At 61.1% G+C, this 25,463-nt stretch carries 21 protein-coding genes, 1 pseudogene and 1 other annotated feature; of the genes and pseudogenes, 20 read left to right on the forward strand and 2 right to left on the reverse strand.

Annotated elements, in window-relative coordinates; translation table 11 throughout:
* The first annotated feature begins 7 nt into the window (after positions 1-7).
* The 19 genes and pseudogenes from BGI01S_RS28155 to BGI01S_RS28245 all read left to right on the forward strand — a co-directional run bounded on the left by BGI01S_RS28155 (position 8) and on the right by BGI01S_RS28245 (position 20,595).
* Entirely contained in the window at positions 8-808 is an 801-nt protein-coding gene (locus BGI01S_RS28155) for a TrbG/VirB9 family P-type conjugative transfer protein (protein WP_042329687.1), read from the forward strand.
* On the forward strand, positions 805-2,019 hold the full coding sequence (locus BGI01S_RS28160; protein WP_052400540.1) for a TraB/TrbI/VirB10 family type IV secretion system protein: 1,215 nt from the start codon (positions 805-807) through the stop codon (positions 2,017-2,019). The genes BGI01S_RS28155 and BGI01S_RS28160 overlap by 4 nt, the downstream gene beginning before the upstream one ends.
* 3 nt (positions 2,020-2,022) lie before the next feature.
* On the forward strand, positions 2,023-2,382 hold the full coding sequence (locus tag BGI01S_RS28165; RefSeq protein ID WP_157004284.1) for a hypothetical protein: 360 nt from the start codon (positions 2,023-2,025) through the stop codon (positions 2,380-2,382).
* Between the two features lies 1 nt (position 2,383).
* A complete protein-coding gene (gene virB11, locus BGI01S_RS28170; RefSeq protein ID WP_042329689.1) occupies positions 2,384-3,394 on the forward strand; it encodes a P-type DNA transfer ATPase VirB11 in 1,011 nt (336 codons plus the stop codon).
* Positions 3,381-4,136 carry a lytic transglycosylase domain-containing protein gene (locus tag BGI01S_RS28175; protein ID WP_042329690.1) on the forward strand — a complete coding sequence of 252 codons (756 nt, stop codon included), beginning with the start codon at positions 3,381-3,383 and terminating at the stop codon, positions 4,134-4,136. Before virB11 ends, BGI01S_RS28175 begins: the two co-directional genes overlap by 14 nt.
* Entirely contained in the window at positions 4,126-4,461 is a 336-nt protein-coding gene (locus BGI01S_RS28180; RefSeq protein ID WP_042329691.1) for a hypothetical protein, read from the forward strand. The genes BGI01S_RS28175 and BGI01S_RS28180 overlap by 11 nt, the downstream gene beginning before the upstream one ends.
* On the forward strand, positions 4,458-5,054 hold the full coding sequence (locus BGI01S_RS28185) for a TrbM/KikA/MpfK family conjugal transfer protein (RefSeq protein ID WP_052400541.1): 597 nt from the start codon (positions 4,458-4,460) through the stop codon (positions 5,052-5,054). The genes BGI01S_RS28180 and BGI01S_RS28185 overlap by 4 nt, the downstream gene beginning before the upstream one ends.
* Positions 5,055-5,064: 10 nt before the next feature.
* Positions 5,065-5,364 (forward strand): hypothetical protein, encoded by a 300-nt coding sequence (locus BGI01S_RS28190; protein ID WP_042329693.1) that lies wholly within the window; start codon positions 5,065-5,067, stop codon positions 5,362-5,364.
* 22 nt (positions 5,365-5,386) lie between these two features.
* Entirely contained in the window at positions 5,387-6,916 is a 1,530-nt protein-coding gene (locus BGI01S_RS28195; RefSeq protein ID WP_042329694.1) for a hypothetical protein, read from the forward strand.
* A 14-nt stretch (positions 6,917-6,930) separates the two neighbouring features.
* Positions 6,931-8,538: a type IV secretion system DNA-binding domain-containing protein gene (locus BGI01S_RS28200; protein WP_042329695.1), complete on the forward strand. Its 1,608-nt coding sequence runs from the start codon at positions 6,931-6,933 to the stop codon at positions 8,536-8,538.
* Positions 8,539-8,586: 48 nt separating this feature from the next.
* Positions 8,587-9,549, forward strand: coding sequence for a plasmid fertility inhibition factor family protein (locus BGI01S_RS28205; RefSeq protein WP_042329696.1), 963 nt, complete (start codon positions 8,587-8,589; stop codon positions 9,547-9,549).
* Positions 9,542-10,075, forward strand: coding sequence for a PH domain-containing protein (locus tag BGI01S_RS28210; RefSeq protein ID WP_042329697.1), 534 nt, complete (start codon positions 9,542-9,544; stop codon positions 10,073-10,075). The genes BGI01S_RS28205 and BGI01S_RS28210 overlap by 8 nt, the downstream gene beginning before the upstream one ends.
* A 17-nt stretch (positions 10,076-10,092) precedes the next feature.
* Positions 10,093-10,416, forward strand: coding sequence for a hypothetical protein (locus BGI01S_RS28215; protein ID WP_042329698.1), 324 nt, complete (start codon positions 10,093-10,095; stop codon positions 10,414-10,416).
* 40 nt (positions 10,417-10,456) lie between these two features.
* Positions 10,457-11,681 (forward strand): annotated as a pseudogene (locus tag BGI01S_RS28220) (DUF1173 domain-containing protein).
* Between the two features lie 597 nt (positions 11,682-12,278).
* Positions 12,279-13,010 carry a hypothetical protein gene (locus BGI01S_RS28225; RefSeq protein WP_157004285.1) on the forward strand — a complete coding sequence of 244 codons (732 nt, stop codon included), beginning with the start codon at positions 12,279-12,281 and terminating at the stop codon, positions 13,008-13,010.
* Between the two features lie 1,265 nt (positions 13,011-14,275).
* A complete protein-coding gene (locus tag BGI01S_RS28230; protein ID WP_084585537.1) occupies positions 14,276-16,402 on the forward strand; it encodes a type I secretion system permease/ATPase in 2,127 nt (708 codons plus the stop codon).
* Positions 16,395-17,825 (forward strand): HlyD family type I secretion periplasmic adaptor subunit, encoded by a 1,431-nt coding sequence (locus BGI01S_RS28235; protein ID WP_042329700.1) that lies wholly within the window; start codon positions 16,395-16,397, stop codon positions 17,823-17,825. The genes BGI01S_RS28230 and BGI01S_RS28235 overlap by 8 nt, the downstream gene beginning before the upstream one ends.
* A gap of 31 nt (positions 17,826-17,856) precedes the next feature.
* Positions 17,857-19,275, forward strand: a complete 1,419-nt coding sequence (locus BGI01S_RS28240; protein WP_042329701.1) for a TolC family protein — start codon at positions 17,857-17,859, stop codon at positions 19,273-19,275.
* Between the two features lie 567 nt (positions 19,276-19,842).
* On the forward strand, positions 19,843-20,595 hold the full coding sequence (locus BGI01S_RS28245) for a hypothetical protein (protein ID WP_157004286.1): 753 nt from the start codon (positions 19,843-19,845) through the stop codon (positions 20,593-20,595).
* Between the two features lie 383 nt (positions 20,596-20,978).
* On the opposite strand, the gene BGI01S_RS30895 is transcribed toward BGI01S_RS28245, so the two are convergent.
* Positions 20,979-21,260: a hypothetical protein gene (locus tag BGI01S_RS30895; RefSeq protein WP_217997666.1), complete on the reverse strand. Its 282-nt coding sequence runs from the start codon at positions 21,258-21,260 to the stop codon at positions 20,979-20,981.
* A gap of 766 nt (positions 21,261-22,026) precedes the next feature.
* On the opposite strand from BGI01S_RS30895, the gene BGI01S_RS29090 reads away from it, so the two are divergent.
* Positions 22,027-23,232, forward strand: a complete 1,206-nt coding sequence (locus BGI01S_RS29090; RefSeq protein ID WP_052400543.1) for a calcium-binding protein — start codon at positions 22,027-22,029, stop codon at positions 23,230-23,232.
* Between the two features lie 595 nt (positions 23,233-23,827).
* Here BGI01S_RS29090 and BGI01S_RS28260 read toward each other — a convergent pair.
* Positions 23,828-25,068, reverse strand: a protein-coding gene (locus BGI01S_RS28260) for an IS3 family transposase (RefSeq protein WP_217997667.1) whose coding sequence is annotated in 2 segments (ribosomal slippage) — positions 23,828-24,762 and positions 24,762-25,068 — 1,242 coding nt in all. Because the reading frame shifts where the segments join, the coding sequence is not laid out codon by codon here.
* Positions 24,650-24,766, reverse strand: a sequence feature (AL1L pseudoknot). Its footprint overlaps the gene before it by 117 nt.
* Positions 25,069-25,463: the final 395 nt, after the last annotated feature.

Below are 25,463 nucleotides of genomic sequence, written 5' to 3' on the forward strand. Positions count from 1 at the left end.
ACGCGATATGAATGTCCTTTGCAAAAAACTGCTTGCAGCGTCGATCGGGGGCGTGATGGCGTGCACGCTCGCCGGCCTGTCACCGTCCGCGCTCGCGGCACGCGCACCTCACCCGCTGTCGAGCGACAGCCGCGTGCGCGAGATCATCTACGACCCGAATCAGGTGTACGAGCTCACGGGCGTGTATGGCTATGCGACGACTGTCGAATTTGCACCCGGCGAGAAGATCCTGAATACCGCGGTCGGTGACACGATCGGCTGGGAGATCAAGAAATTCCGTAATCACCTGGTGCTCAAGCCGGTCGAAGACGATGCCCGCACCAATCTGACGGTGACGACGAACAGCCGTGTTTACTACTTCCGTCTGTCCGGATCGAAGAACGTCAATAACGTGACCTTTGCTGTACGCTTTGTCTATCCGGGGCAGCCGTCGGATAGGCAGACGGACGGCGACGACACGGCCGCGGCCGGAGATCTCGGCTTTTCGCCGCCGCGGCTGGTGAACCGGAATTACAAGGTCTCGGGCGACGAGCGCCAGTTCGGGTTGCAGAGCGTGGGTGATGACGGCCAGTTCACCTACTTCCTGTTCAAGGCCGACAAGGCCAAGCCCAACGTCTATACGGTCGAGGACGACGGGACGGAAGCGCGCCCGAACGTACGTCGCGAAGGGCCGTATCTGGTGGTCGAGCAGATGGCCAACGGCTTCTCGCTGCGTGATGGCGACCGTGTTCTGTGCGTGACGCGCAGCACCGCTGCGGCGACCGGCGCGACGACCAGTACGCGTTCCACTTTCGGGAGTGGAAATTGACCGCGCCGTTCGAACCGGACGACCACGACGCCGCTGCGGGTCAGTCACGGAGCGATGCGGCCGATCAGTTAAAGCGCACGTCACTGGCGGCGAATCCGGTCGCGCAGCGCAAGAAGACGATATTCGTCTATGGCTCGCTGGGTGCGATGGCGCTGCTGGGTGTGGGCTTCTTCTGGATGAATCACTCCACGCCGACGGCGGCACCTGCCGCGGAGAGGCCGAAGATCGCGGAGAACGCACCGCGCCCGGCGCCGCTCGCGCATTCGAGTGCGCCCGCTGTCGCGTCAGCCGCAACACCGGCCTCCGCGCCGGCGGTCGATCCGGCCATCGCCGAAGCGGAGCGTCGGGAGGCACAACGACGCCGGCAGGAGGCGGAGGCCGCCGCGAAGAAAGCAGAGGCGATGCGCCAGGCGCGTATTCATTCGGACGTCTTTGCGGGCACAGCGGGCAGCGGCGACAGCGACGGTGGAGCGGCTGACCAACCCAAAGACGAGGGCAAGGCAGGTGCGCATAAGGGCGCCGGGCCGAACGACGCCAATTCGTCATTCGCCCGGTCCGTTTCTGACCAGAACGACTCGTCGTTCAAGGTGCAGACCGACGCCAACCTGCAATGCAAGATCCGGCCCGGCAAGGTGCTCGAAGGCCACATGGTGCCGCGCATTGTGTCCGATCTGCCGGGTGCGATCGCGATCATGCTCGATCGCGATGTGTACGGAGAAGAGGGGCGCATTCCGCTCCTGCCGTGGGGCACACGGATTACCGGCAAGCCGAATTCGACGGTGCGCAAAGGCCAGGAGCGGACCTTTGTCGCGACTGCCACGGCCTATCTGCCTGGACCCGACGGCGAAAAGATCGAGCTGGATTCAACGGTGGCCGACCAGCTCGGGTCGAGCGGTCTGGACGGCGATGTCGACAATCACTACGCGCAGATCCTCGGCATGAGCGCGGTGCTGTCCATTCTCGGCGCCGGTTCATCGAATGTCGGCGTGTCCGGCATGGACAACAGTAACTCGGCCGCGATGTATCGCGAGAACGTGCAGTCGTCGCTCGCCCAGTCGTCGCAGCAGCTGCTGAGCGGCTACGCAAACATCCCGCCGACGCTCACCGTCGCGCAGGGCGCACGGGTGCGAATCCAGGTGGAACACGAGCTCGATTTCTCTGCGCACTGTCATCTGCCGAAGGCCGATGACGATTCCAATGATGGAGGTTGATCGATGGCATCCCCACGCAAACCGAGGCTGCCGGGCCAACGCAAACCGAGGCCACTGAACACTGAAAAGCTGCTTGAGCGGATGCAGGTCGGAAAAACGTATCACGCGTATCAGCTGGCAGCGAAGTTCAATCTGTCGTCGCTGGAGATCAGGCCCCTGCTCGACTCGCTGATTGGCAGCGGGAAACTTGAAGTGGGGCAGGTCGATGAGCTGGCAGGCGGCTATCGCCGTCCGCATCCCGGCACCGCCAGCGAATCGGCGACGGCATTGCCGCGTACCTTCGCCGTCCAGCACGGCGAGCTGACCGGGTATGAAGCGGAGTTCGCCCGTCGCGTTGCGTTGTGCCTGAGTGTGCGGGGCTGACATGTCGATTCTGCCCGCCTTCGAGAACCGTACTGCAGGGTTGCGGCCGCTGTTTGAAGATCCGGCCGTCACCGAGATTGCCATCAACGGGCCCGGCCTCGCGTGGGCGGGCCGGCAGGGGAAGCGCTTCATGGAGCCGGTGACGCTTCCCGAACTCAGCATGAGCACGCTGACGGACATTGCGGATCAGGTCGCGCACGTCTCCGACCAGACGATCGATGTGGCGCGGCCGCTGCTCGCCGCTTCAATTCCGGCTGAGCTGACCGGCCAGCAGGACCGGGATTTCCGTATCCAGATCATCCTGCCGCCGGCGGTGCCGTCCAATACGGTATCGATCACGATCCGCAAGCCGAGTGTGCTCGACCTCGATCTTCCGTACTACATCGGGAGCGGCGCGTTCGATCACGTCAATGAGCCGTTGCCGGACTCTGAGGACACGGATCGCCAGTTGCGGGTTCTGTACCAGGAAAAAAACTGGCCCGAGTTCCTGGCTTGTGCCGTGCGTGCAAAGAAAAACATTCTCATCAGCGCGGCGACGAACACCGGCAAGACGGCGTTCATCAACATGCTGCTCAAGCTGATCCCGCTCGACGAGAGGATTGTCACGCTGGAGGATGCCCGCGAGATCCGCGCGTTGCAGAAAAATGTCGTGAACCTGCTGTATTCGCGCGGCAACCAGGGTGTGTCGAAAGTGACGCCTGTCGATCTGATGGAAGCCGGTTTGCGGATGTCGCCGGACCGGCTCATCGCCGGCGAGCTGCGCGGTGCCGAGGCCTATATCGCGCTCGAAATGCTCAACTCCGGGCACGACGGGTTCATGTCCACCATTCACTCGAAGAGCCCGGAGCACATGTGGGACCGCCTCGCGCAGATGGTCATGCGCTTCGGTTCGACGATGCAGCGCGGCGAAATCATCGATTACGCGCGCGGCCTGATCGATGTGGTGGTGCAGATGCACCGCTATGACGATGGCCTGCGCGGCATCAGCAGGATCATCTATGAACACCACTAAGACAGCTGGACGGCTGGCGCTGCTGGGTCTGCTGATCTCGGCGCCACTGATGTCACGCGCGGCCGAGTCGGCGACGCCGGTACCGGCCAACTCCCAGTTTGAAGCATTGGCCATGCGCTGCGCGCCGCAGGTCGATCACGATCTGCTCGGCCGCGTGGCCAGCGTCGAGAGCAGCGGCAATCCGTTTGCAATCGGCGTGGTGCATGGCCACCTCGCGCGACAGCCAGGAAACCTTCCGGAAGCACTGGCCACGGTCAGGGCGCTGGACGCCGGCGGATGGAATTACAGCCTGGGGGTGGTGCAGGTCAATGTCCACAATCTCGCCCGGTTTGGTCAGACCGTCGACAGCATTTTCGATCCCTGCAGGAACCTGAAAACAGGTGCCGCGATTCTCAGGGAGTGCTACGAGCGCGCCCGTGCGCAGGCGATGGCCGATGCGGTACGTGGCGCGCTGTCCTGCTACTACAGCGGCGACCTCGTGCGCGGTGCCGCGTACGCGATGAAGGTGGCGGCCGCGGTGCCAGTTGCTGTGGTAAGCGACGCCCGCCCGATCGATATCGTGCCCGACGTTGCCAGGGCCGCTTCCGGAGGACAAGCGCAGCACGGACCAGCAAAAGCATCGAGGCCCGGCAAGGGCGGGGATCAGGGCGACTGGTTCATGACCTATGGCGACGACGATGACGCGCCGGCCCCGCAGGTGAATTCGTCAGCGAACGGAAAAGGAGACGGCAATGCTCAGTAAGCGCGTGCGGCTCACGGCGAGCCTGCTGGTGTGGGCCAGCCTTGCGATTGCAGCAGGAGTGGTGGCCTGGCGATCCCAGCACGGCGATCCGCACGCCTTCATGCTGCTGCTTTCCATGATGATTTTCCTGTCGTTCTATCTGGTGGCAGTAGCAGTTGCGCGCGGCGGTCAGCAGATGCTCATTCTGCTGCCGTTGCTGCCTTTTGCATGGATGGTCGCACCGGTGTTTCTCGCGTGGTTTGCGATACGCGATACATGGTGCGGTGTGCGCGCATGGCGCAAGTCTGGTTCGAAACCGCAAGTCGGTGAAGGAGTGTGGTCATGAAGAGAAGAATGAACCGTCTGTCGATCGCCGTGCTGCTCATGGGCACGCTCGGCGCGTCGCCGTCTGCCTTTGCGGAGGACAGCAGTGAGGTGATGACGGGTGATCCGGCGCTCGCATGCGAGGCGATCATGTGTCTGTCGACGGGCACCCGGCCGGACGAATGCAGTCCGTCGCTTAACCGCTATTTCGGCATCAATTACAAGTACTGGAGCGATACGGTCAAGGGTCGTCGAAACTTCCTGAGTGAATGTCCGTCCGCACAGGATACGTCGTCGGCCAACATGCCGGCGCTGGTCAATGAAATCTCGCAGGGCGCAGGCAAGTGCAACGCGGCCTGGCTGAATGCGACGGATACGACCGTCGTGCAGAAACTGGTGTGTCCGGCTGGTACTGGTGCCGGGACTGGAGGCGATGGTGGCGACAGCTGCTACTACGAGCCCGTGACTGTCATCAGCAGCACGGCGCCCGGCTACTGCGTTTCCTACCAGAACGACGAGCTCACCTACCTGCTCGGCGTCACTTACGAGGGCGATCAGATGAACGGTGGCCACTGGGTCGATGACGCGAGTGCGGCAGGCACCCCGGTTAATTGAGGAGCCTGTCATGGAGCGACTTGAATCATTCGGGCTGCCGCCGATGTTTGAGGCATCCATGATGCCCGAAGCGGGCGCGCGCTTCGTCAGCGAGTGTCCGAAAGGCATCGACCGCGAGACCCTTCTGCGATTGGCAAGTGATCGCGGCTTCATGCCGACATGGAAGCGTCTCGAACATCTTGGGCCGGGTGTGTTCGGCCTTGGGCTGACGATCGACGGCTGCGGTGTTCCGCTGATGGTCCGCATGACGGCAGGTGAGCAGCAGGAAGGAGTTGTCTGCACGGCGGCAGAGCAGCTGTCGCTGTTTTGAACAGGGAACCACGGAGGAGTCAATGTTTGAAGACACAGTATTGCGCTTAAGCGATAAAGAGCGCCAGCAGAGGCTGGCCGAAGAGGAACGTGCACTCGTAGAGCGGCAGGCGAATCTCGCCGCTCGCCAGCAGAATCTTGCGCACCGTCAGCTGATGCTCAAGACGAACCCGAATGACGTGTCGAACGCGATCGATCGCGACGACAGGCAGCGCGCGGAGGAAAAGCAGCACGCGAGCGACGCGGCCCGGATCAAGGGTCAGTTTGGTCTCAAGGCGCACGAGCTGATCGATACGCCGGCGATGCGCGGCGCGCTTGAACAGGCGCTTGCGGAAAAGGATGTCGAGCAGCAGATGCGCGCCGAGAAAATCGCCGATCGCGCATCGCTGCTGTCGGGGCTGAACAAGCTGGCGATGATGGATGCCAGTAAGGCCGCCGAGATCCTGAATGCGAACAAGGACCTGAATCCGCCGCGCGTCTGGAGCCGTCAGGAAGTGGCGGAGATGTTCGCCAGGGCGCAATCGCACGTCGACGATAAGGGGAACACCCGCAACTTTGGTAAATCCCTGGATGGCTGGGCGGATTCGATCGCCTTTCGCAAGCGCGAGCTGGAGCTGGCCGAGATCAAACTGGATGCGCAGGAGCAGGCATTGCGTGCTCAGGTGCGCCGCGCGATTGATGGGCCGGAGAAGGGCGCAGCGCAGCCCGTGGCGGAGCAGTCAACGTCGAAGGTGGCAGAACGCACGGTAGAGGCCGCAGTGGGCGTGGCCACCGTGGCAGCGAATGCGAAAGGGCCCGTCACCATCGATACGTCGCTGGAGACCTTGAAGGATCCGGCGAAATTTGCCGCGACGGTCGATCAGGTTGTGAAGACGTCGGGCGTGAGTGCCGAGCAGGCAAAGGCCACGCTCGACATGCTGCGTGAGGTGAAGGAGTCCGGCACCGCCAGGGCGCCTGCCGCGGAAGTTTCGGAGAAGGCGGCGATCGAGGCCGCACGTGAGGCGTTTTACGCTCGCGGCGCGAGCCTGCGCAGAGACAGATCGAACGTGGTCGATATCGGCAACGGCAAACGGGCGGCGGAAACGTCACCGGTCGAGCGTGTGGAGCGGGGCGTTGCCGCTGCAGCCGGGGCGCAGGTAAACGGTGCTGAAGCGGGGGGCGAAGCGCGCGCAGCCGTGAAGGGCATCGAAGGCTTCAGGCCGCTGGGACGCAACAAGACAAAGGATCTGGCCGATCGCGGTCCGGCGCAAGTGGCACCGACCGAAGCCGGGCAGGCCGTTGACGGTTCCAATGCAAAAGGAGTGCAGCGGCCGACGGCAGAAGTAGCCAGGCCGATCGAAGTGAACAAGGAGCGGGAACCGAAGTCGCTGGAGCGGGAGCGCAAGTCCTTCAAGGATCTGAACGCACACGAAAGGATCGAGCGGCGCGCGGAGTTCTTTGGCGACCTGCGTCAGAACGCCGGCTACTCCCGCGATGGCAAGGAGGCCGTGTCCGAACGTGCCCGGGAGGCCGCGCGATCGGGAAAGCAACGTGACGGCTACGGCGTAGGCTAACCGGGGTCGTCATCATGCAAAAACACGAAGTCCTCATGATGCAATGGCTGGCCGCGATCGCCTCGGTGCTGTTCGGGTTGATGCTGTCGTTCTCGCTGGCTGGCCATATCCCGTTTCCGTTTCCGGCCGGGATCGTCAGGGGCTTCGTGGCGGCGCTCCACAATCCACTCCTGTTCTGGGGCGTCGCACCGGGCGCGGTGTTCGCCATCGCCGCGGTGCGCTTCTGTCGCGAGCATCTGTACAACGGCTTTGAGGGTTACCGGTACGCGCGTTTCATCCGGGGCGTGAAGATGGAGAACCGGCACCAGCTGAGCGGCCGCATCCGGGCGCATAACAACAAATATAGAAAGCAGGCTGTGAAGCATGGTGATGCACCGCGCCCGCCGGTCGACGTCTGTGGCGTCGAGATGCCGACGGATCTCGAAACGCAGAACATCATGATCATCGGCGCGCCCGGCACCGGCAAGAGCCAGGCGATCAATGGCCTGGTGGCCTCTGCGCTGCGTCGGGACGACCGGATGGTCGTCATTGATCCGAACGGTTCGCTGATGTCCCGTTTCTATCTGCCGGGTGACATCATCATCAACCCCTACGATGCGCGCTGTGTGGGCTGGTCGCTGTTTAACGAGGTCGATCATGGTTTCGACTTCGAGCGGCTGTCCCATTCGGCGATTCCTCCCCAGAACGGCGAACAGGCCGAAGAGTGGGCGGGTTATGCCCGCTCGCTGCTGGCCGACACGATGAACAAGCTCGATGCCGACGGAATGCAGGACATGGTGACGTTGACCGATCTGCTGGTCCGTGAGCAACGGCCCGTGCTGCAGACCTATCTCGAAGACACGGATTCGGTCGGCTTCTTCGCAAAAGATGCGGACAGGGCAACCGCGAGCATCATTTTTACGCTGAACAAATACATCCGTCCGCTGCGGCGCATTCCCGATGGGGACTTCTCGATCCGGCGGTGGATGCGTGATGAGAATGGTGGAAACATCTGGATCACATGGCGCGAAGACCAGCGCACCGCGCTGGGCCCGACGATCCCGATCTGGCTTGACCTGATCTACGCAATGATCCTTAGCGAAGCGCCGACGTTTAACCGTCGGTTGTGGGTATTCAAGGATGAGCTGGCATCGCTGGGCAAGCTGTACAGCTTCGAGGCCGCCGTGTCGAAAGGACGCAAGCATGGCCTGTGTGTAGTCGGCGGCCTGCAGGATGTTGTGCAGGCCGATCAGCAGCTGGGCGAACTGGCGGCGAAGGCGGTGTTCTCCTGCTTCCGTAGCCTGCTGGTGCTCGGCGGCGCCAATTCACTGACCACGAAGCGCGTGTCGGAAATGCTGGGCGCACACGAAGTGGAGCGGCATCCGATCGGCGTCCAGGGACAGTGGAATGTCAATACGCGTGAGCGTCGGCGCGAATCAGAGTCGGTTGTGACGTCCTCCCAGATCGCCAATCTCCCCGACCTGAACGGCTACCTGAAGTACGGCAAGGACTGGCCATTGAGCAAGGTGAAATTCGATGTGCGCGACTACCCGGTACGCGTACCCGCGTACATCGAGGCCCCGTTGCATGACATTGCGGCGGCGATCGATGTGCCAGCACAGACTGATCCACTGCCGGTTTAACCGGGCGATGTCCGGTGATTTCAGATCCGGCCTCGAGAGGAAATACGAATGACTAACATGCAGACGTTTCATAAGCTGGCGATGGTGTTCAGCACACCGAGCGCGATTTTCCGTATTCCAACCCGCGATCGCGGCGACGTATTCATGCGGATCGGGCGCACCGGTTACGAGAACGACAGGCGGGCGGTCGTCGAGGTCGACGCGGACAGGTTTCTGGACCTCTGGCGTCGCGATCCGTACGAGGCGCATGCGGATGTCTCGCGCGGTAATCCGACCACGTGGGTTCGCGACCGGAAGTTTTCGTACGCTGAGGAAGGCTTTGCCGGTGGCGAGTCCAATCCGGTTCCCCTCGCGGATGTCGACTGCACGACTCACATCAAGCAAAGACCGCTCTACCGGTCGCGGCTTCTCGTGTTACGCAAGCTCGTCGGTTACGAACGGGAGGATATTCCCCACGTGAGTTTCAGCGATGGAATCACACGGACCATCTGGTTGCTGACACATGGCGCACGTGTGTTTCCCGTGATGTGCAGTGTTTCAGAAGCACCGCTTCTGAAACAGCTTGCAGGCCTGCCGGGCGGCAGCTTTTGCACCGTTGACCAGCTGGTGCCGGCTGCGGCCGTGCCGCTGCGCAGCTGCGCGGCAGCCGTCTTCGAGTATGCCAATCGCGAGTACTTCACCCGGCTGCTGGATACGTTCGAGGCGGCCGCCGATGAGCAGGGCTACCGGTTTGTGACGGGCAGCGAGCCTGCCCCGTTTCCGGATTACGTGCGTGAGGCGCTTGGTGACGCGGTGGTGGCGACAAGGCTTCGATTAGTCAGCCCGCTGCTGTCGGAGCTCAACATGGTGCGCGCCCGGCAGCACGCCCGCGAGGACGGCACCGGCGATGCGTGGGTGACGCTCTTCGTGAAAGCGCTGGCCGCACAGGGCATCGTGGCCGAGCTGCGTCAGGATCATCTGCCGCCCCCCCTGCAAGACAACGTGACGGGGCAGGGAGCAGCCGATGCGTGAGCCGCGCGCGCTGGTTTCGTCCCGGTGGGATCGCGGCCGGATCGCCTTTAACGGCTCGCCGGTCTGGATGGTGAATCTGCCGCTGATGCTGCGGTGTCTTGCATCCAGCCTGTTGCTGTCAGCTGCGGCGATTGACGCGGCCTCGCGCGGGTGGTCTCTCATCTGGCCGGTGTGCGTCGTCATGCTCGCTTATCCGTTGCTGTTGCTGCTGTACCGGGTCTGGGAAACAGAGCTGACGCACATCGTCATCGACGATGCGCGGTTGACCTGGCACGGCGGAATCCTCACGCGGCGGGTCGCCAGTGTTGAGCTGTATCGCATCGAGAACGTCGAGGCGCGTAGTGACTGGTGGGAGCGCATCTTCGGCTTTGGCACGCTGGTAATCGAGAGCAGTGACGTGAATCGCCCGCTGTGGGTGCTACGCGGCCTGCCCGAGGTTGAGCGGTTGCGCGACGCACTCACTGAGTACGTCGTGGCGGTGCACAACACGATGGGTATCGGCAAGTTCAATGTGGGTCGGGTTTAATCAGATAGGAGAACATAATGAATCAATCACTGTCGCAGAGTAGCGCTTTCCGTGGCGTGGCCGATTCCCACGCCAGCAAGATCCGTCCGCCGGTTAATGAGCCTGGCTCGAAGAAGCGAACCGGTGCGCCGCAGCTGTCCTACCGCAAGGCGAAGGTGAAACATGCTGTGGCACTACGCAAGGCATTCACCGAGAAACAACCCGTGCACGCAGCGGTCTTGCAGATGGTTTCGGTAGGCAGGCTTCAGGCAGTGAGCCAGGAATCGATCGAAGCGGCTCAGGCGGCTTTCTTCATGTTCAAGTCAGGATTTGACGCGGGGTCTGTCCGGACAGACCGATGAAATCACGTTTGTCAGGACACGCTAATCACCTGGAGGAAAGATGAACGAATTCCGTTTCGAGGATGTGATCGTCGCGGCGAATGCCGACGACCTGCAGGGCTATCTTGCCGATGCCCATGCGAACAAGATCCGGCCGCTGTGCATGTGTCTGCCAGGCGGTGTGCCGATGTACGTAGCGAAGGTGGGCGAGCACTACGCGATCAAGCGCATGCCCAACACGGGCGGCACGCACGACCCGGACTGCACGTCCTACGATCCGCCGGCGGAACTCTCCGGACTCGGCGAGGTGAAAGGTGAGGCAATACAGGAGAACGTCGAGGATGGCACCACGACCCTCCGGCTCGATTTCAGCCTGTCGAAGACTGGCGGCAAGGCGGCGCCGGCACCTTCAGGCGTGGCCGCCGACACGGTGCGCACGGACGGCGCAAAGCTGACGCTGCGCGGGACCCTGCATTACCTGTGGGAAGAAGCGCAGCTGAACCGCTGGTATCCGGCGATGGAGGGAAAGCGCAGCTGGTACGTCGTACGCATATCTGCTGCAGGCCGCGGCCGGGAAAGTGTCCAAAGGCGAGCCGCTGGGACGCTCGCTGTATGTGCCCGAGTCGTTCTCGTCGGAACACGCAGCCGGCATCACGCAGCGTCGTATCGCGCACATGGCCGAGCTGGCCAGCACCAAGAAAGCCCGCAAACTGATGATTGCTATTGGCGAAGTCAAGGAAATTGCCGTCTCGCGCTACGGCTTCAAGATCGTCGCGAAACACCTGTCCGACTTCCCGCTGATGCTTAGCGAAGATCTGCACCGTCGCCTGCAGAAGCGCTTTGCGAACGAGCTGGCCCTGTGGGACAGCATTGAGGATTCGCACCTGGTGTTTATCGCAACGTTCGGCCTGTCGCCCACGGGCATTGCAACGATCGAGACGCTGGCCGTGATGGTCGTGTCGGCCAACTGGATCCCGTTCGAGCATGCGTACGACAAGCTGATGCTTGATGCGCTCACCACACAGAAGCGCCGGTTCGTGAAGGGGTTGCGCTACAACCTGGCGGAGAACAAGCCGCTCGCGTGCGTGGTGCTGTCTGACGTGTCGCCCAAGCCGGTCGCGTTGTACGTGCAACCGCCTGGCGTCGAACAGGAAGATGAAGACGCGCTGACGACGCTGATCGAGGAAAGCGACATGCCGTCGTGGATCTGGCGTGCGGGTGAGGAGATGCCTGAACTGCCGGGCTGCGCCACGAACCTCATCCGTGCGCGCTGTCAGTACGCTTGACGAGGCGAATGCGGCAGCGGCTGACGCGGGTGCTTTGGGTGCAGAACCGGAGTCGGCATGGTGAGGAAGTGTTTACCGCCGAAACTCACCGGTTTTGCTTCAAAAGAATGTCATGAGCCGGGACAATCGGAAAAATTTTTATCTACTTTTCCCCGGAATCGCGTAGCGCACGACAAAACCGAACCTACAAAAGAAAAACCCCCGCCTGCAAGCGAGGGTCATTTCTTGATGACAGCCAGCACGGAGAGCAGTGCTAGAGACATCGGATTCATTCGTCTGGACCCGATTCTAGCAACTCTTCACTCCGTGTCAAGCGTCATCGGTAGGCGTTCGACCTTAAAAAAAGTGAGTGATTGCATGAATCGACGATCAGCAAACCGGGCCGGACGGCCCGCACCCGTTGCATTCGCAACGCCTGAAACGCCCCGCCTGACAGGGCGTTACGGGCGAAAACCCCGTCATTCCGCCATTTCCCCGATGCGTCGTTAAGCCCGCGGCTGCTCCGGCATGTCCGGTAAGTTGCACGCACGTCGCGTCGCGGCACTCCCGCCAGGGTTGCCGAACCCGCCCCGGACAGGGGCGGGCGGGCTTCCGCGCGTGCTGACCGAGCTGATGCACCGCCTCGGGCGCTACCTCGATGCGCCGGACGTGTGGTTGCCGAGCCTGAACCGCGCGAACGGCAGGACGCGCCAGCAGCGCACGGAACGCAGCGTCGCGTGCGTGCAGCTGCTGCGCGCGAGCCTCAAATATCTCGATCTGCTGACCCTGCGCGTGGGCGTCCCGTTGACTGGCGGCGGCATGCAGAATCTGACGCTGCCGTTTCTCGCGAAGCAGGCCGGGCTGGATCTGCGGCGGGCCGAGCGCGCAATGCGCGACCTGCAGGCGGCCGGGCTGACCTCCGTGCGCTCGCGCTGCGAGCGCGGCAAGGATGGCGGCTACAAGGGGTTGGCGGCGATCAAATATGTGCCGGCGGCGCTCTTTGGTGCGTTCGGACTGGCGAAATGGCTGCGGCATGAACGCAGCAAGGCGGCGTTGCGTCAGGAACGGCGGGCGGCCGCCGACGCCAAAGAGGGCCGGCGCGGCACACGCGATGCACGTGACACACGCGAGCACGCACGTGGCCAGCTCTGGCTCGCCGGCATGAAAAACGGGATCGCGGGGCGCGGTGGCCGCGCCCGGCCGGCGTCAGCTGGCACCGACGAGGCCGCAGCGGCAGAGTTCGACCGTCAGGTCCAGATCCGCGCGGGCCAGATCAAGCAGGCCGATCCTTCTCTCTCGCGCGAGGCCTGTTTCAGGCTCGCGCGCCAGCAGCTCGCTCCTCCGCGCTAACGCCTGCTCTCCTCCCGCTTACTGATATCGCTCTCCGCGAGGCGTCGGCACGTCTGAGGCGTGCCCGCCGGCGGCGTACAGGCACGTGCAACCGGGCTTCGGGCGCGGTTGCGCCGGGAATCCGCCCGCGCCGGAGCATTTCCACGTCGTGCCGGTAAAGTTATCCACAATTGCTGCAACGCACAAACAAATAAGTGTCGGGAAATCCCCGGGTTAACTGTCGGTCCTTAATCATGGTTTTTCTTCACTACGTCCCGGTGAAAAAGCGCCTACCCTCCGGACCTACGGTCCTCCGCCCCGACGCAATGCGTCGGCCTGCGCATGCTACGCATGCTTCTATCCAGCCCTGTGAACAGGGCGGAAGGAACCGGAACCCGTTTGCCAGGGCTTCTGCGGGGCAGGCCCTAAGGGCTACGCCGGCCTGCGGCCGCCGAATCCCTAAGGGCGCGTTGATTTACGGGCGCGCTAAAGCGCACCCGTAAATCAACGCGCTCGCGTGCTCGCCTGATTGCCCTGCAAACGATTCTGGCTAACTACGGCCGCGGGAATTGGCTTGCAGAAAGGCGATTAATTTGCCCTCTCGCAAATGTCAATGCCAGAGGCTAGTTTAATTTTCTGCGCGGCAATAAAAGGGGTGTCGTCAAGATTAGGATTCTTCGTACACGAGCGTCTTGGTAGGCATTCCGAACGTCGCTGGCCCATTGCAGTCTTTCGAGGTCATGATTCGGCTCCTGTCGAAGAACGAGGCGGATGGTCTCGTTCGCCAGCATAAACCGCGTGACCGGTTTCACCCGAACCTCCACGTTGGACCGGAGCCGCTGCCGCGCGAGCGGTTTTGTTCGGCGACGTAGAGCGGTCCTTTAATTTCTCTGAAACCGGTCACTCGATCCGCGACGAAAGGAAACGGCCCAGTGCTCAATCCTTCCTCACAGTACCCACGCAGATGGTCTCTCTGTGACAAGCCAAGCATTCAAGGACGCCCGGGATTCGGGCGTTCCAATTCGAGCGAGCGCGTACGAGCATTTGCGCTGAAACTCGCGGAATTCCTCGTACAGATTGGCGCGATTTTCTTCTGGAGACGACAGGCACGAGGCAACTGTCTCGCACGAAAAACCATGCGCTGTAGGTTTTACTCCCGGAGAGGTCTTTAATCATTGTCAAATGGTTCCAGATCACTTGAATCCGAATACGAGTTGCCATACGATTAGATCGTTATACAAATCAAAAATACTGCGTCGACACCAATGACGTAAGGCAGGCGAAGAGTGGGAATTGAAGAAAGCCTGGGACAAATTGAGGATGCGGGGCTGGTTGCAATTGCCCTGATTGCCCGGTTTCATGGCATTGCAACGGATGTGGCACAGCTACGGCATGCCGCAGGCGTGAGCGGCCAAGCGCTGCCTGAAGCGGATCTGGTTCTGTCGGCGCGTCGCATCGGGCTGAAAGCGCGCGCCGTAGCATTTGAGCCGGCACGGGTCACGACCACACCGTTTCCCGCACTCGTACTGGACCGTTCGGGTCGGCATTTCGTCCTCGCAGGCTCAGACGGCCAGACCGCGCTTGTTCAGGGACCCGGCATGCAGCGGCCAGTGGTCACCCCGCTTGATCAGGTTGTGGCCCGTGCTAGTGGCCGCATGCTTCTGTTCGCATCGCGTGCGTCGTTGGCCGGTGAGATGGCGCGCTTCGATTTTACCTGGTTCATTCCGGCTGTCATCCGGTATCGAAGGCTTCTGCTCGAAGTCCTGAGCATCTCGCTGGTCCTGCAGCTTTTCGGACTGGTCTCACCGTTGATGTTCCAGGTGGTGATGGACAAGGTGCTTGTGAACCAGACCTACAGCACGCTGGCAGTGGTCGGAATTGCGTTGTTCGTCTGTTCTACGTTCGAGGTGCTGCTCACGGGGCTGCGCAACTATATGTTCGCGCATACGACGAACCGCATGGACGTGGAACTGGGCGCGCGCCTGTTCCGCCATCTCACCGCGCTACCGCTGCCGTATTTCGCGACCCGCCGGGTGGGTGATACTGTTGCACGGGTGCGGGAACTCGAAAGCATTCGCAATTTCCTCACGGGCCAGGCGTTGACAGCTGTCATCGATCTGTTGTTCTCGGTCGTCTTTCTCGGCGTGATGTGCCTTTATAGTGTGCGGCTCACACTGGTGGTGGTTTTCTCATTTCCACTGTATGCCGGAATTTCGGTGGCACTCATGCCCGCGTTGCGTGCTCGCCTGAACGAGAAATTTGCGCGCGGTGCGGAAAATCAGGCGTTTCTGGTGGAGGCTGTCTCCGGTGTCGAAACGCTCAAGTCAATGGCAGTGGAACCGCAGTTCATCCGGAAGTGGGAAACGCAACTGGCCGCGTACGTGGCGTCCAGCTTTCGTGTCACGCATCTGGGCAACCTCGGGCAGCAGGCGATCCAGTATATCGGCAAGCTCGTGACGCTGGCCACGCTCCTGCTTGGCGCAAAGCTGGTAATTGATGGCCGGCTCACGGTGGGTGAACTGATCGCCTTCAACATGCTGTCACAGCGTGTGGCTGCGCCTGTGCTGCGGCTTGCACAACTCTGGCAGGACTTCCAACAAACGGGCCTCTCGATGCGGCGGCTTGGCGACATCCTCAATACGCGCACTGAGGTGCCCCAAAACCGCCAGACGCTGCCCGCTCTCCGGGGCGACATCCTCTTCGAAAACCTCCGTTTCAGGTACCGGCCGGACGGAGCGACAGTGCTGGAGAACATCAGCCTGCATGTTCCGGCCGGCCAGGTGACCGGCATCGTGGGCCGTTCCGGTTCCGGCAAAAGCACGCTGACGAAGCTACTGCAGCGACTCTATCTGCCGGAACACGGCAGCGTGCGCGTCGACGGCATTGATCTGGCGCTTGCTGATCCGGCTTGGCTGCGGCGCCAGATTGGCGTGGTGCTGCAGGAGAACCTGCTGTTTAACCGCACGATTCGCGAGAACATCGCGCTCACCGATCCAGGTACGCCGCTCGATGCGGTGATGCACGCAGCTCGGCTTGCCGGCGCGCACGACTTCATCTGCGAGTTGCCCGAAGGCTACGACACAAGGGTTGGTGAACATGGCTCCAGCCTTTCCGGAGGTCAACGTCAGCGGATTGCGATTGCGCGCGCGTTGCTCACGAACCCGCGCATTCTGATCTTCGACGAAGCCACCAGTGCGCTGGATTTCGAAACCGAACGCATCATCCAGCAGAATATGAAGGCGATATGTGCCGGGCGCACAGTGATCATCATCGCGCACCGGCTGTCATCTGTCCGGCATGCTGACCAGATCATCGCGATGGACCGGGGTCGCATTCTCGAACGGGGCACGCACGAGACCCTGCTTGCACACGGCGGCTACTATGCGCATCTGGTGTCGCTGCAGAATGGGTGACAGTATTCGATTTCATTTACAGGCACTGGCGGGGCTGCTGCGCCGCTACAAGGCAGTATGGCGCACCGCTTGGGCCGTGCGCAGCCAGATGGAAGGCCCCGAACGGCTGGATCACGAGCGAGCTTTTTTACCTGCGCATCTGGAACTGCTGGAAACACCCTTGCACCCGGCGCCACGCTGGACTGCGCGCATGATCATGGCGTTCGCGGTCATTGTGATATTCGTGGTGTTGTTAGCAAAGCTCGACATCGTAGTGAGCGCAAAGGGCAAACTGATTCCCGATGCGCGCGTGAAGGTGATCCAGCCCGCGATGACGGGGGTCGTGCGCAACATCGCCGTGCATGACGGCCAGCGGGTCTCGGTTGGCCAGCTGCTGCTGAAGCTAGACACGACTCAGGCTGCCGCCGATGCGGACAAGGCTCGATCTGCACGGCTCGATGCCGCTTTGGCGGTCGCCCGGGCGCAAGCGCTGCTGGCAGCACTGGATGCTGAGAAGTCGCCGAGAGTGGCCACGGTCGATGGTGTGCTGCCTGAGAGGCATCAGCAGGCTCAGGCGCAGGCCGAAGGCACGTGGCGGGAATACGTGGACAAAGCAAATTCCGCGCAGGCGGAGCTGGCCCGGCGCGCCGCGGCGCTTGACAGCACGCGCATGCAAGTTGAGAAGCTGGCGGCGACCGCGCCACTCGCGCGGACGGTGGCCAACAATTATCGTGCACTGGTCGGTGATCAGTATGTCGCCACGAACGACTACCTGGACAAGGAACAGTCGGCGCGGGAGCAGGAACATGAACTGGACGCGCAGCGCAGCCATGCGCGCGAGCTGGTGCAGGCGGTGATCCAGCAGCGAGCAGATATCGCATCGCTCACTTCGCAGTTCCGGCGCGAACAGCTCGATGCGCTGGACAAGGCAGACGAAGCGCAACGGCAGAGTGGGAACGATGAAACTAAGGCACACACGCGTGAGCAGTGGCTCAGCCTCACGGCCCCAATGGCCGGCACCGTGCAGCAGCTTGCCGCGCATACTCTGGGTGGGGTCGTGACGGCCGCTCAAGCGGTGATGGAGATCGTGCCGGACGACGCGCTGGAAGTGGAGGCCACTCTTGAGAACCGTGATGTAGGCTTTGTGAAGGCGGGCCAGCGTGCTGCGGTCAAGGTTGAAGCGTTTCCGTACACCCGCTACGGCCTGATCGAAGGCACGGTCGTGTCGGTCGCTAACGACGCGGCGCCCGACCGCAAACAGGGGCTGGTCTTCACCGCCCGCATCCGGCTTGCCACGAACCGTATACATGTTGATCGCAACTGGATGGCGCTGACGCCGGGTATGGCGGTCACGGCTGACATCGCCACTGGCCGGCAGACGGTCGCCCAGTATTTTCTGGGCCCGCTCGTCGCGGGTGCAGGGGAGAGCCTGCATGAGCGGTAGATACAGTGCGGGCAGGGCCACCACGAGCGTCATGCTGGCGGTGCTGTGTACTTCACCTGCCCGGGCATTCGATCCGCTGCTTGCTGAACGCAGCCTACCAGCCACGCCTGCGGCTGGTTTCGCGCCGGTTATGGCGATGTGTGAATCTAGCCCGCTAGGCATGCCTCTGACGCTTGGCGAAGCGGTGTCACGCACACTCTGCCGCAATCCGAAGACGCGAGAGGCGTGGGCCAACGAGAAGGCGCAGGCGGCAGCGGTTGGCCAGGCGCGCGCGGCATATCTGCCGACGGTGTCCGCGAATTGGCAGGGCGTGCGTGATAGTTCGCGCGAGGATGTTCAGAACTATCCGAACCTGAGTTCGGACACGACTGCGACGATCCGCTCGATGACCGTCACGCTGAACTGGCTGCTGTACGATTTTGGTGGCCGCAAGGCTGCGCTACGCGGCGCGGATGACCTGTTGGCTGCCGCGCGCGCCACGCACAACGCGACGCTGCAGGACGAATTCGCGACGGTAGCAAAGGACTACGATGCCGCGCAGGCGGCCCAGGGCGCACTCGATGCGGCGCGCGAGATTGAGCGCATGACGGGCAACAGCATGACGGCCGCGCGGACACGTGTCGAGCGGGGCGTGGCGCCTCTGTCCGATGCGCTGCAGGCGCAGACGCAGCATGAGCAGGCTGTCTCGAATGTCATGAAAGCCGATGGGGACCTGCAGACCGCACTGGGCATACTGGCGAGCGACATGGGGCTGGACCCGGATGTGCCGCTAACGGTGCCGCCGGTCAGCGCACCACCGACCGTCGATGACGGAGACGAACCTGTGGCAGCCCTCATCGATCAGGTCAAACGGATGCATCCCGCAGTGCTCGCTGCCGAGGCCCAGTATGAAGCGGCGCAGGAAAAGGTGGCGCAGACCCGCGCCGGGAGCCTGCCGTCGGTGAGTCTGGTGGGCCGCTACAGTCGTAATAATCAGCCCGCAAGCTTGGGGCTGGGCATTCCAACCTTTCCCGCGACAGGACGCGACACCTACATCGGCGTGCAGATCAGTATCCCTCTGTTTGAGGGCTTTAACCGGCATTACGGGGTTCATCAGGCCCAGGCGCAGGTGCAATACCAGCAGGCGGTGCTCGACGGCACGCGTGAGCAGGTGGCGCTGGATGTTTGGAACGCATGGCAGGGCGTGCGGACAGCGAAGGGCAGCGTGGTGCAGGACGAAAAGCTGCTCGGGATTGCGCGGCAGGCGTTTGAGGCGGCCAGCCACCGCTACCGCGCGGGCGTGGGCAGCATCTTGGAGGTGCTGAGCACGCAGGCGGCACTCGCAAGTGCGCAGCAACGGCAGGTGCAGGCGCTGTCGGACTGGCACAGCCAGCGATGGCTGCTCGCATCGAAGCTCGGGCGCCTTGACATGGACGATATCGCACGTGATGTCCCGGTGGGGGCGCAGTGACCTGAAACCGCTCAGAAGAGCGGGTCACAGAGATTCCATCGTTTGCGATGGAAGCGTGCCATGGCGCGCCAACCCGGGTTTGCGTCGCTGTTAGCGAGCCCCGGGGTGCGGCCTCATTCCCCGAGGCGGTTTATTACCCTTTAGGAGTGCTGGTTATGACTGAGGTTGTGACAGATGATCTTAGGGTACCTATGCGTTCCACAAGAAATATGGCTATGGGCAACGCTCGCTGGTCGAAGCGCAGATCTGGCGGATCAAACGATGCATCGGTTCAACCTTGCTGGCCCGGAAAATCGAGTCGCAGGAACGCGAAGGCGTGATCATCGCGAAAATCCTCAACCTCTGGAATTCGTCTGGCAGACCCGTTTCTTTCAGAAATGTATAGCTGCATCCAACGCACGGAAGTCGGACCCTTCCGAACAAATCCCCTCTGCCGCAGAACATTTCTATTCGGCAGTGACGTAAGTAGCGCCTATCATATTGCCGTACTTCAGCTCGCCGCCACTATTGCGGCGTACCCCTCGCAATCGCGCGACATGCTGTTTGCGATACAACGGAAAAACATCTATGCCTCGAATTGTCGTGTCAACTCCTATGTTTAACGGCCAGTGCTATCAGGCCTATGTCGAATCACTTCTGAAGCTGCAGTTCGTCTTTCTGCAATCGGGGATCGAAATGGCGTTTCACACCTTGAAGAATTCAAGCTTTATTCCTAAAGCAAGGAACCTGCTCGTCGATATGTTCATGCAGGAAGAAGGCGCTACTCATCTCCTGTTCATCGACGCTGACATGTCCTTTGATGCATCCGACATTTTGCGTATGATCGGCGCTGATCTCGACGTTCTTGGGGCCATTTACTCAAGCAAGCACATTAATTGGCCAAAGGTTGTCCAGATAGCGCGTCAACATCCGGGCTTGTCGCCTCAAGACTTATCCTGGCTCGCGAGCGCCTACGGCACCTTCACCCCCATGTCAGGTCAGCTTGAAATACCAGTCGATAAACCTTTCGAGGTCCAGGGGATTGGCACTGGTATCTTGCTGATCCGGCGCGCGGTGTTCGAAAAGCTGGAGCAGGCCTACCCCGATCTGCGCACATTGGGGGAAAGTCTTGGAACCGATCCGAGACTGATCTCTGCACCGTTCGAACCTTTGAGGAAGTATGGCGGCCTTCTCTCGGAGGATATTTCCTTCTGTGAGCGCTGGCGCGAGATTGGTGGAAGGATCCATGCTTGCGCGTGGGGTCGCACTGGCCATGTTGGCACCCACGAATACCTATCGGACGTTGCCAACGCAGCCCGGCTGCGTATCCCACTGGGATGACGTACCGGTCAACCGTTTTGTCGTGCACATAGTGGTCAACTTATTTCGGACAGGCAGTTGGGTTTTTTCACTGCCGGTTTCGCCTCGCCGGCGGCGGGCGACAGACAGCCCGGCGTGGAGCGCAAGCGCGCCGGATTGTAGAGCGACGATGTACTGGGTGATGTCGCGCCTTGCGTCATCGTGGTTGGCGTACTGAGGTTGCCACGCACGCTCCATTTTGAGATTCAGGAAGAATTTCTCCATCACCGAATTGTCTCAACAGTTACCCCCTGCGACTCATGCCGTAAATCACGTGATGGGGCTTCAGCAAGGCCTAGTACCCATCGCGTGCATACTGGCTCCCTATCCAAATGCAAAATTAGTCCCGACGCCTGCCAAGGCTACTACAGCGCCGTGGTCAACACCGGCATGACCAACCCAGCCAACATGGTTGGCACCATTGACCTGCCGACCATTCTGCGCGAGTTCAGGTCCAGTACGACCGCCAGATAGAGCCAGCCCTGCGCTGTGCGAATATAAGTAATGCACGAAACCAATGTGCGAGTCGGCTCAGCCACGTCGAACTGGCGATCGAGCACGTTCTCTATCACAGGTAGTGTATGCGTGCTGTCAGTGGTCGAGACAAACTTGCGCTTCCAACTCGTACGCAGGCCCGCTTCGCGCATCGGCGTCTGCACCGGTAACGACCGATTCGTAGCCGTTGCGTCCGAAGTGCATGCATCACGCGGCGGCCTACCATAGCTCGAGCCGCTGGCGGCGAATGCTGCCTTGACGTGAGTCTGTTCCTGCGGCTTTTTGCGCTCTGGCCGCCGCTCCGGTGCGATAGTAGCCAGAGTGGCTCATGTGGAAAAAGCCGGCAGCCGCGACTGACTGATACGGCCTTCCGTTACAAATAAGTTACGACGCGGTAAATCACTTCGGTTCTCGGGCAAAGAAAGCCGACGCTTTTTTAGCAGCGCGTTGTCCTCGCGCCTCTGCCGGGTTTCCGCCTCAAGTTGCTAGATACGTTGGTGCTCAGCGCTCGTCGGCGCCGCCGGCACGCTCCGCATCGTACTGCACCACCCGGCCCACGGCTGTCTCACACATAGCAGACCGCCTTATTGCGATCCTTCGAAAATAAGTGGACGGACTTTTCAATCGCTAAACGTTCTTCTATGTGGTCGCGATTAGTATTGACTACGTGCATTTACATATGGAGTCCCTTATTACTTCTCAAGCGCATTTCACTACGCGGTCGTGATCATTTCATGGTTGTGAGGATGAATCGCGACGACGACGTGGGAGCGACTGCCTGAGCACCCCCTCATAGTTAGTCCATTGTTTCAGGTGGCAACGCGCAACTTTGCGCAAGCCTGGATTCCCTCTCTTGGAGAGGGATCAGACGCCTAGTCCTATGGTCTTAGGCGGTTCATCAATCTATAGGAGCACCTTATGAATAATGTTGATACCAGCAGCCCGAACGACGGTCTGCAGTCCGTGGGCGGTAACGAGTACGTTGTTACGTTGCAGGGTGTTTCGGCTACCCGGGACAACGCAGACTTTGATGTCCAGGGCGGTGCCACGCTGAATCTGAGCGGCTCGTCGAACACGGTGATTGCAGAGAGCGGTGTGTCGTTCGTGTCGGTTATGGGCAACGGCAATACGGTCATTGGTTCGGCTGACGATGGCGGCGTTTTGTCGCTGAACGGGGCAGGTAATGTCGTGAACTTCGGGGCAAACGGTCAGGTTGACGAATCGGGCAGCAACAACACGATTACGATGGGCGCCAACGGCTATGCCAATCTGAGCGGTACGGGCAGTACAGTGAATGCGGCGCAGGGAGGTGAGGTCGGACTTGTAGGTCACGGAGATATTGCCAATGTGAATAATGGCCTCGTCATACTGGTTGCGGATGAGGCTCAGGTGAACGGGAACGGGAATCAGGTCAACTTCGCAAATGCCCGTTCCACGCTCAATTTGAGTGGTACCGGGAATTTGATCTCAATGGACGCCCACTCAGTTCAGCCGGAAGAGGTGGTGACAACCACCGGCTCGCTGACAGAAGCGGCGGACGGGTCGCTGGTGCTTACGGGCAGCATCGATCCAAACACGGTGACCCTCACCGGTGGTCTCGCAACGGTACAGCTTGGTAACGGCAACGTCGCGACTATTGCCAACGTAAGTGCCGGCTCGCAGCTCGAATTTGTCGATGCGTCCGGTGCCGTAAGCTGGACAGTGATGCAAGACACCGGACTCAACGCAGCCGTACCAACTACCTTCAACTTTGGGGTCGATAGCGGTCAGCAGACAATCAATCCAATCAATCCAGCAATGGGCGCCGAAATAGGCACCGTTGATCTTGCAACGGGTATTTCGGATAGCCAGCTGTGGTTTCAGCAGGTCGGCAATAACCTGCAAATGGATATTCTGGGTACGCACGATTCGTTGGAGATTGACGGCTGGTTCGGTAGTGGAAGCTCAGCAGTGCAGAGTTTCCAGACTTCGGACGGGTTGATGCTCGACACCCAAGTCAATCAACTCGTGTCGGCTATGGCGGCGTACTCGGCCGCGAACCCGGGTTTTGACCCGGGGCTGGTGACGCAAATGCCGACTGATCCCTCGCTGCAGAATGTCATTGCTGCGTCCTGGCATCACTAAAAGACACTGAGTTAGAGCGCTGCTGCAGTCTTACGCGGTAGCGCTCGGCGGCTTGACTTTTGAAACCGCCCCTGGGGGTTGGCAAAATTGTCCTTTTGTCAACTTCCGAATGGCCGTATCCCTAAGCCGTCAGCATGGAACTTCGCATGACAGCTCTGCCCAACGACATGGACAACCATGAACGCGATGGTGTGCGCTTACGATGAGATTGTGCGCAAACGCGACGCACAGGTTGCTGAATTGCAGGAACAACTCGCGTCACCCGCCATTGCACGCTGAACTGGTGGTTCATGGATCATAAGACATCATTCTTCTACTGCCGCCGTACAGCCCCGAGCGTAAGCATCTGATGAAGGCCGTCTGGAAAAGCTGACGGGAGTTGTCCAATATGGTGCCCGCGAAATATTTTGCGGGAGCAAAAATGGACAGACCTGACGATGTGGGTTCTGGTGCAAATAGGGTCGGGGAATCGGTTAGAGTTGTCAGCCCGAAGAACGGGTAGCCGATGATGAACAAGCGAAAAGGTATGGAAGGGATGTTCGACGGGAGGCATTTTGAACCGCGCCGGTTTTGTCGGAGACCGCCGAGTTTGGCGCTACGCCGCGCGAGCGGAGAGCACCAGATTCCGATTGTAAGCTTCCTCTGCCTCCGCGGGCGACACGTACCCGAGCGGGCCGAGCAACCGATGGTGGTTGTACCAGTGCACCCATTCGAGCGTGGCGAGTTCGACATCCTGGAGCGTACGCCATGAACGCCGATGCACAACTTCGGCCTTATACAAGCCGTTGATCGTTTCGGCCAGAGCGTTGTCGTAGGAGTCGCCGACGGTTCCGACTGATGGCTCAACGCCAACATCCACCAAACGTTCGGTGTACCGAATACTTAGATATTGGGACCCGTGATCGGAATGATGAATGAGCCCGGGCGGTGGCTGGCGATCGTGTAACGCTTGGTTCAGCGCGTCCAGAACGAAGTCAGTCCTCATCGATGCCGACACGCGCCAACCGACGATACGGCGCGCAAACACATCGGTCACGAAGGCCACGTAGACAAAGCCCGACCATGTCCAGCAATAGGTGAAATCCGCAACCCACAGCGCGTTAGGCCGATCGGCCCGGAACTGACGTTTGACCCGGTCCAGCGGGCGCGGCGCTGCATCGTCGCGCTGCGTCGTCTTGATCCGGCGCCCACGCCGCACGCCTTCGAGGCCCATCACCTTCATCAGACGCGCAACTGTGCAGCGCGCGACCTTCACGCCATCTCGCAGCAACTGGCGCCAGACCTTGCGCACACCATACACGCCAAAGTTCTCGTCCCAGACCTGCCGGATGAGGGCCTTCAGTTCCGCGTCGCGGCGCGCTCGTGCTGGCCATTGCTCCGGATCGCTGCGCCGCCCGGCGTGCCGGTAATACGTCGACGGCGCGATCGGCAGCAGGCGGCAGATCGGCTCGATACCGTAGACGTCGCGATGCTCGTCGATGAACGCAATCATGGCTTCGATCGGCGGTCGAGCTCCGCCTGCGCGAAATATGCGGAAGCCTTGCGCAGGATCTCGTTGGCCGTGCGAAGTTCACGATTCTCGCGCTCCAGTTCCTTCAGACGCGTCAGTTCCGAAGTTGTCGCGCCCGCTCGTTGGCCACGATCGCGCTCAGCCTGAATGATCCAGTTGCGAAGCGTCTCGCGTGACATCCCCATCTTCGAGGCGATCGAGCCGATCGCCGCCCCCTGCGTTTGGTATTCGTGTTGGTGCTCAAACACCATCCGTACTGCCCGCTCCCGCACTTCATCCGAATATCGCGTCCCCGTGGGCTTCCTTGCCTTGCTTTCGTTTTCCATACTTCAAACCTCCAATTACAGCCAAGATCCGAAGTCTCCTACATTCCCGGCGCGGTTCAGTCATGCCGCTGCGAGAGGGTGCACCGTATTTCCGCCAGAGCTAAAGGCGGAGCCAGTAGGGCTTAAGAGTGGCAGCGCGTCTCCCAGTGGTGGTGGACGCGCACCTTGTGACATACGCGGTGATGATCATATGCGAATGCCGGCGCAATCGAGCAGAGCGTGACGGCTGCTGTCGCAAGGGCGAGGATGGCTTGTTTCATGACGTTCCTTTTTGGTCAGCGTGGACGGATGTCAACAGGGGCGGACGACTTTCCTTGCATGGGCTTGATCTTGATCTCGTGTAACCATGGAGCTGGTGTGCTCCGCCGGTTTCGCGAGATCCGCGAGATCCGGGC

The sequence above is a fragment of the Paraburkholderia ginsengisoli NBRC 100965 genome (assembly GCF_000739735.1).
In the GTDB taxonomy this organism is placed as follows: Bacteria; Pseudomonadota; Gammaproteobacteria; order Burkholderiales; family Burkholderiaceae; genus Paraburkholderia; species Paraburkholderia ginsengisoli.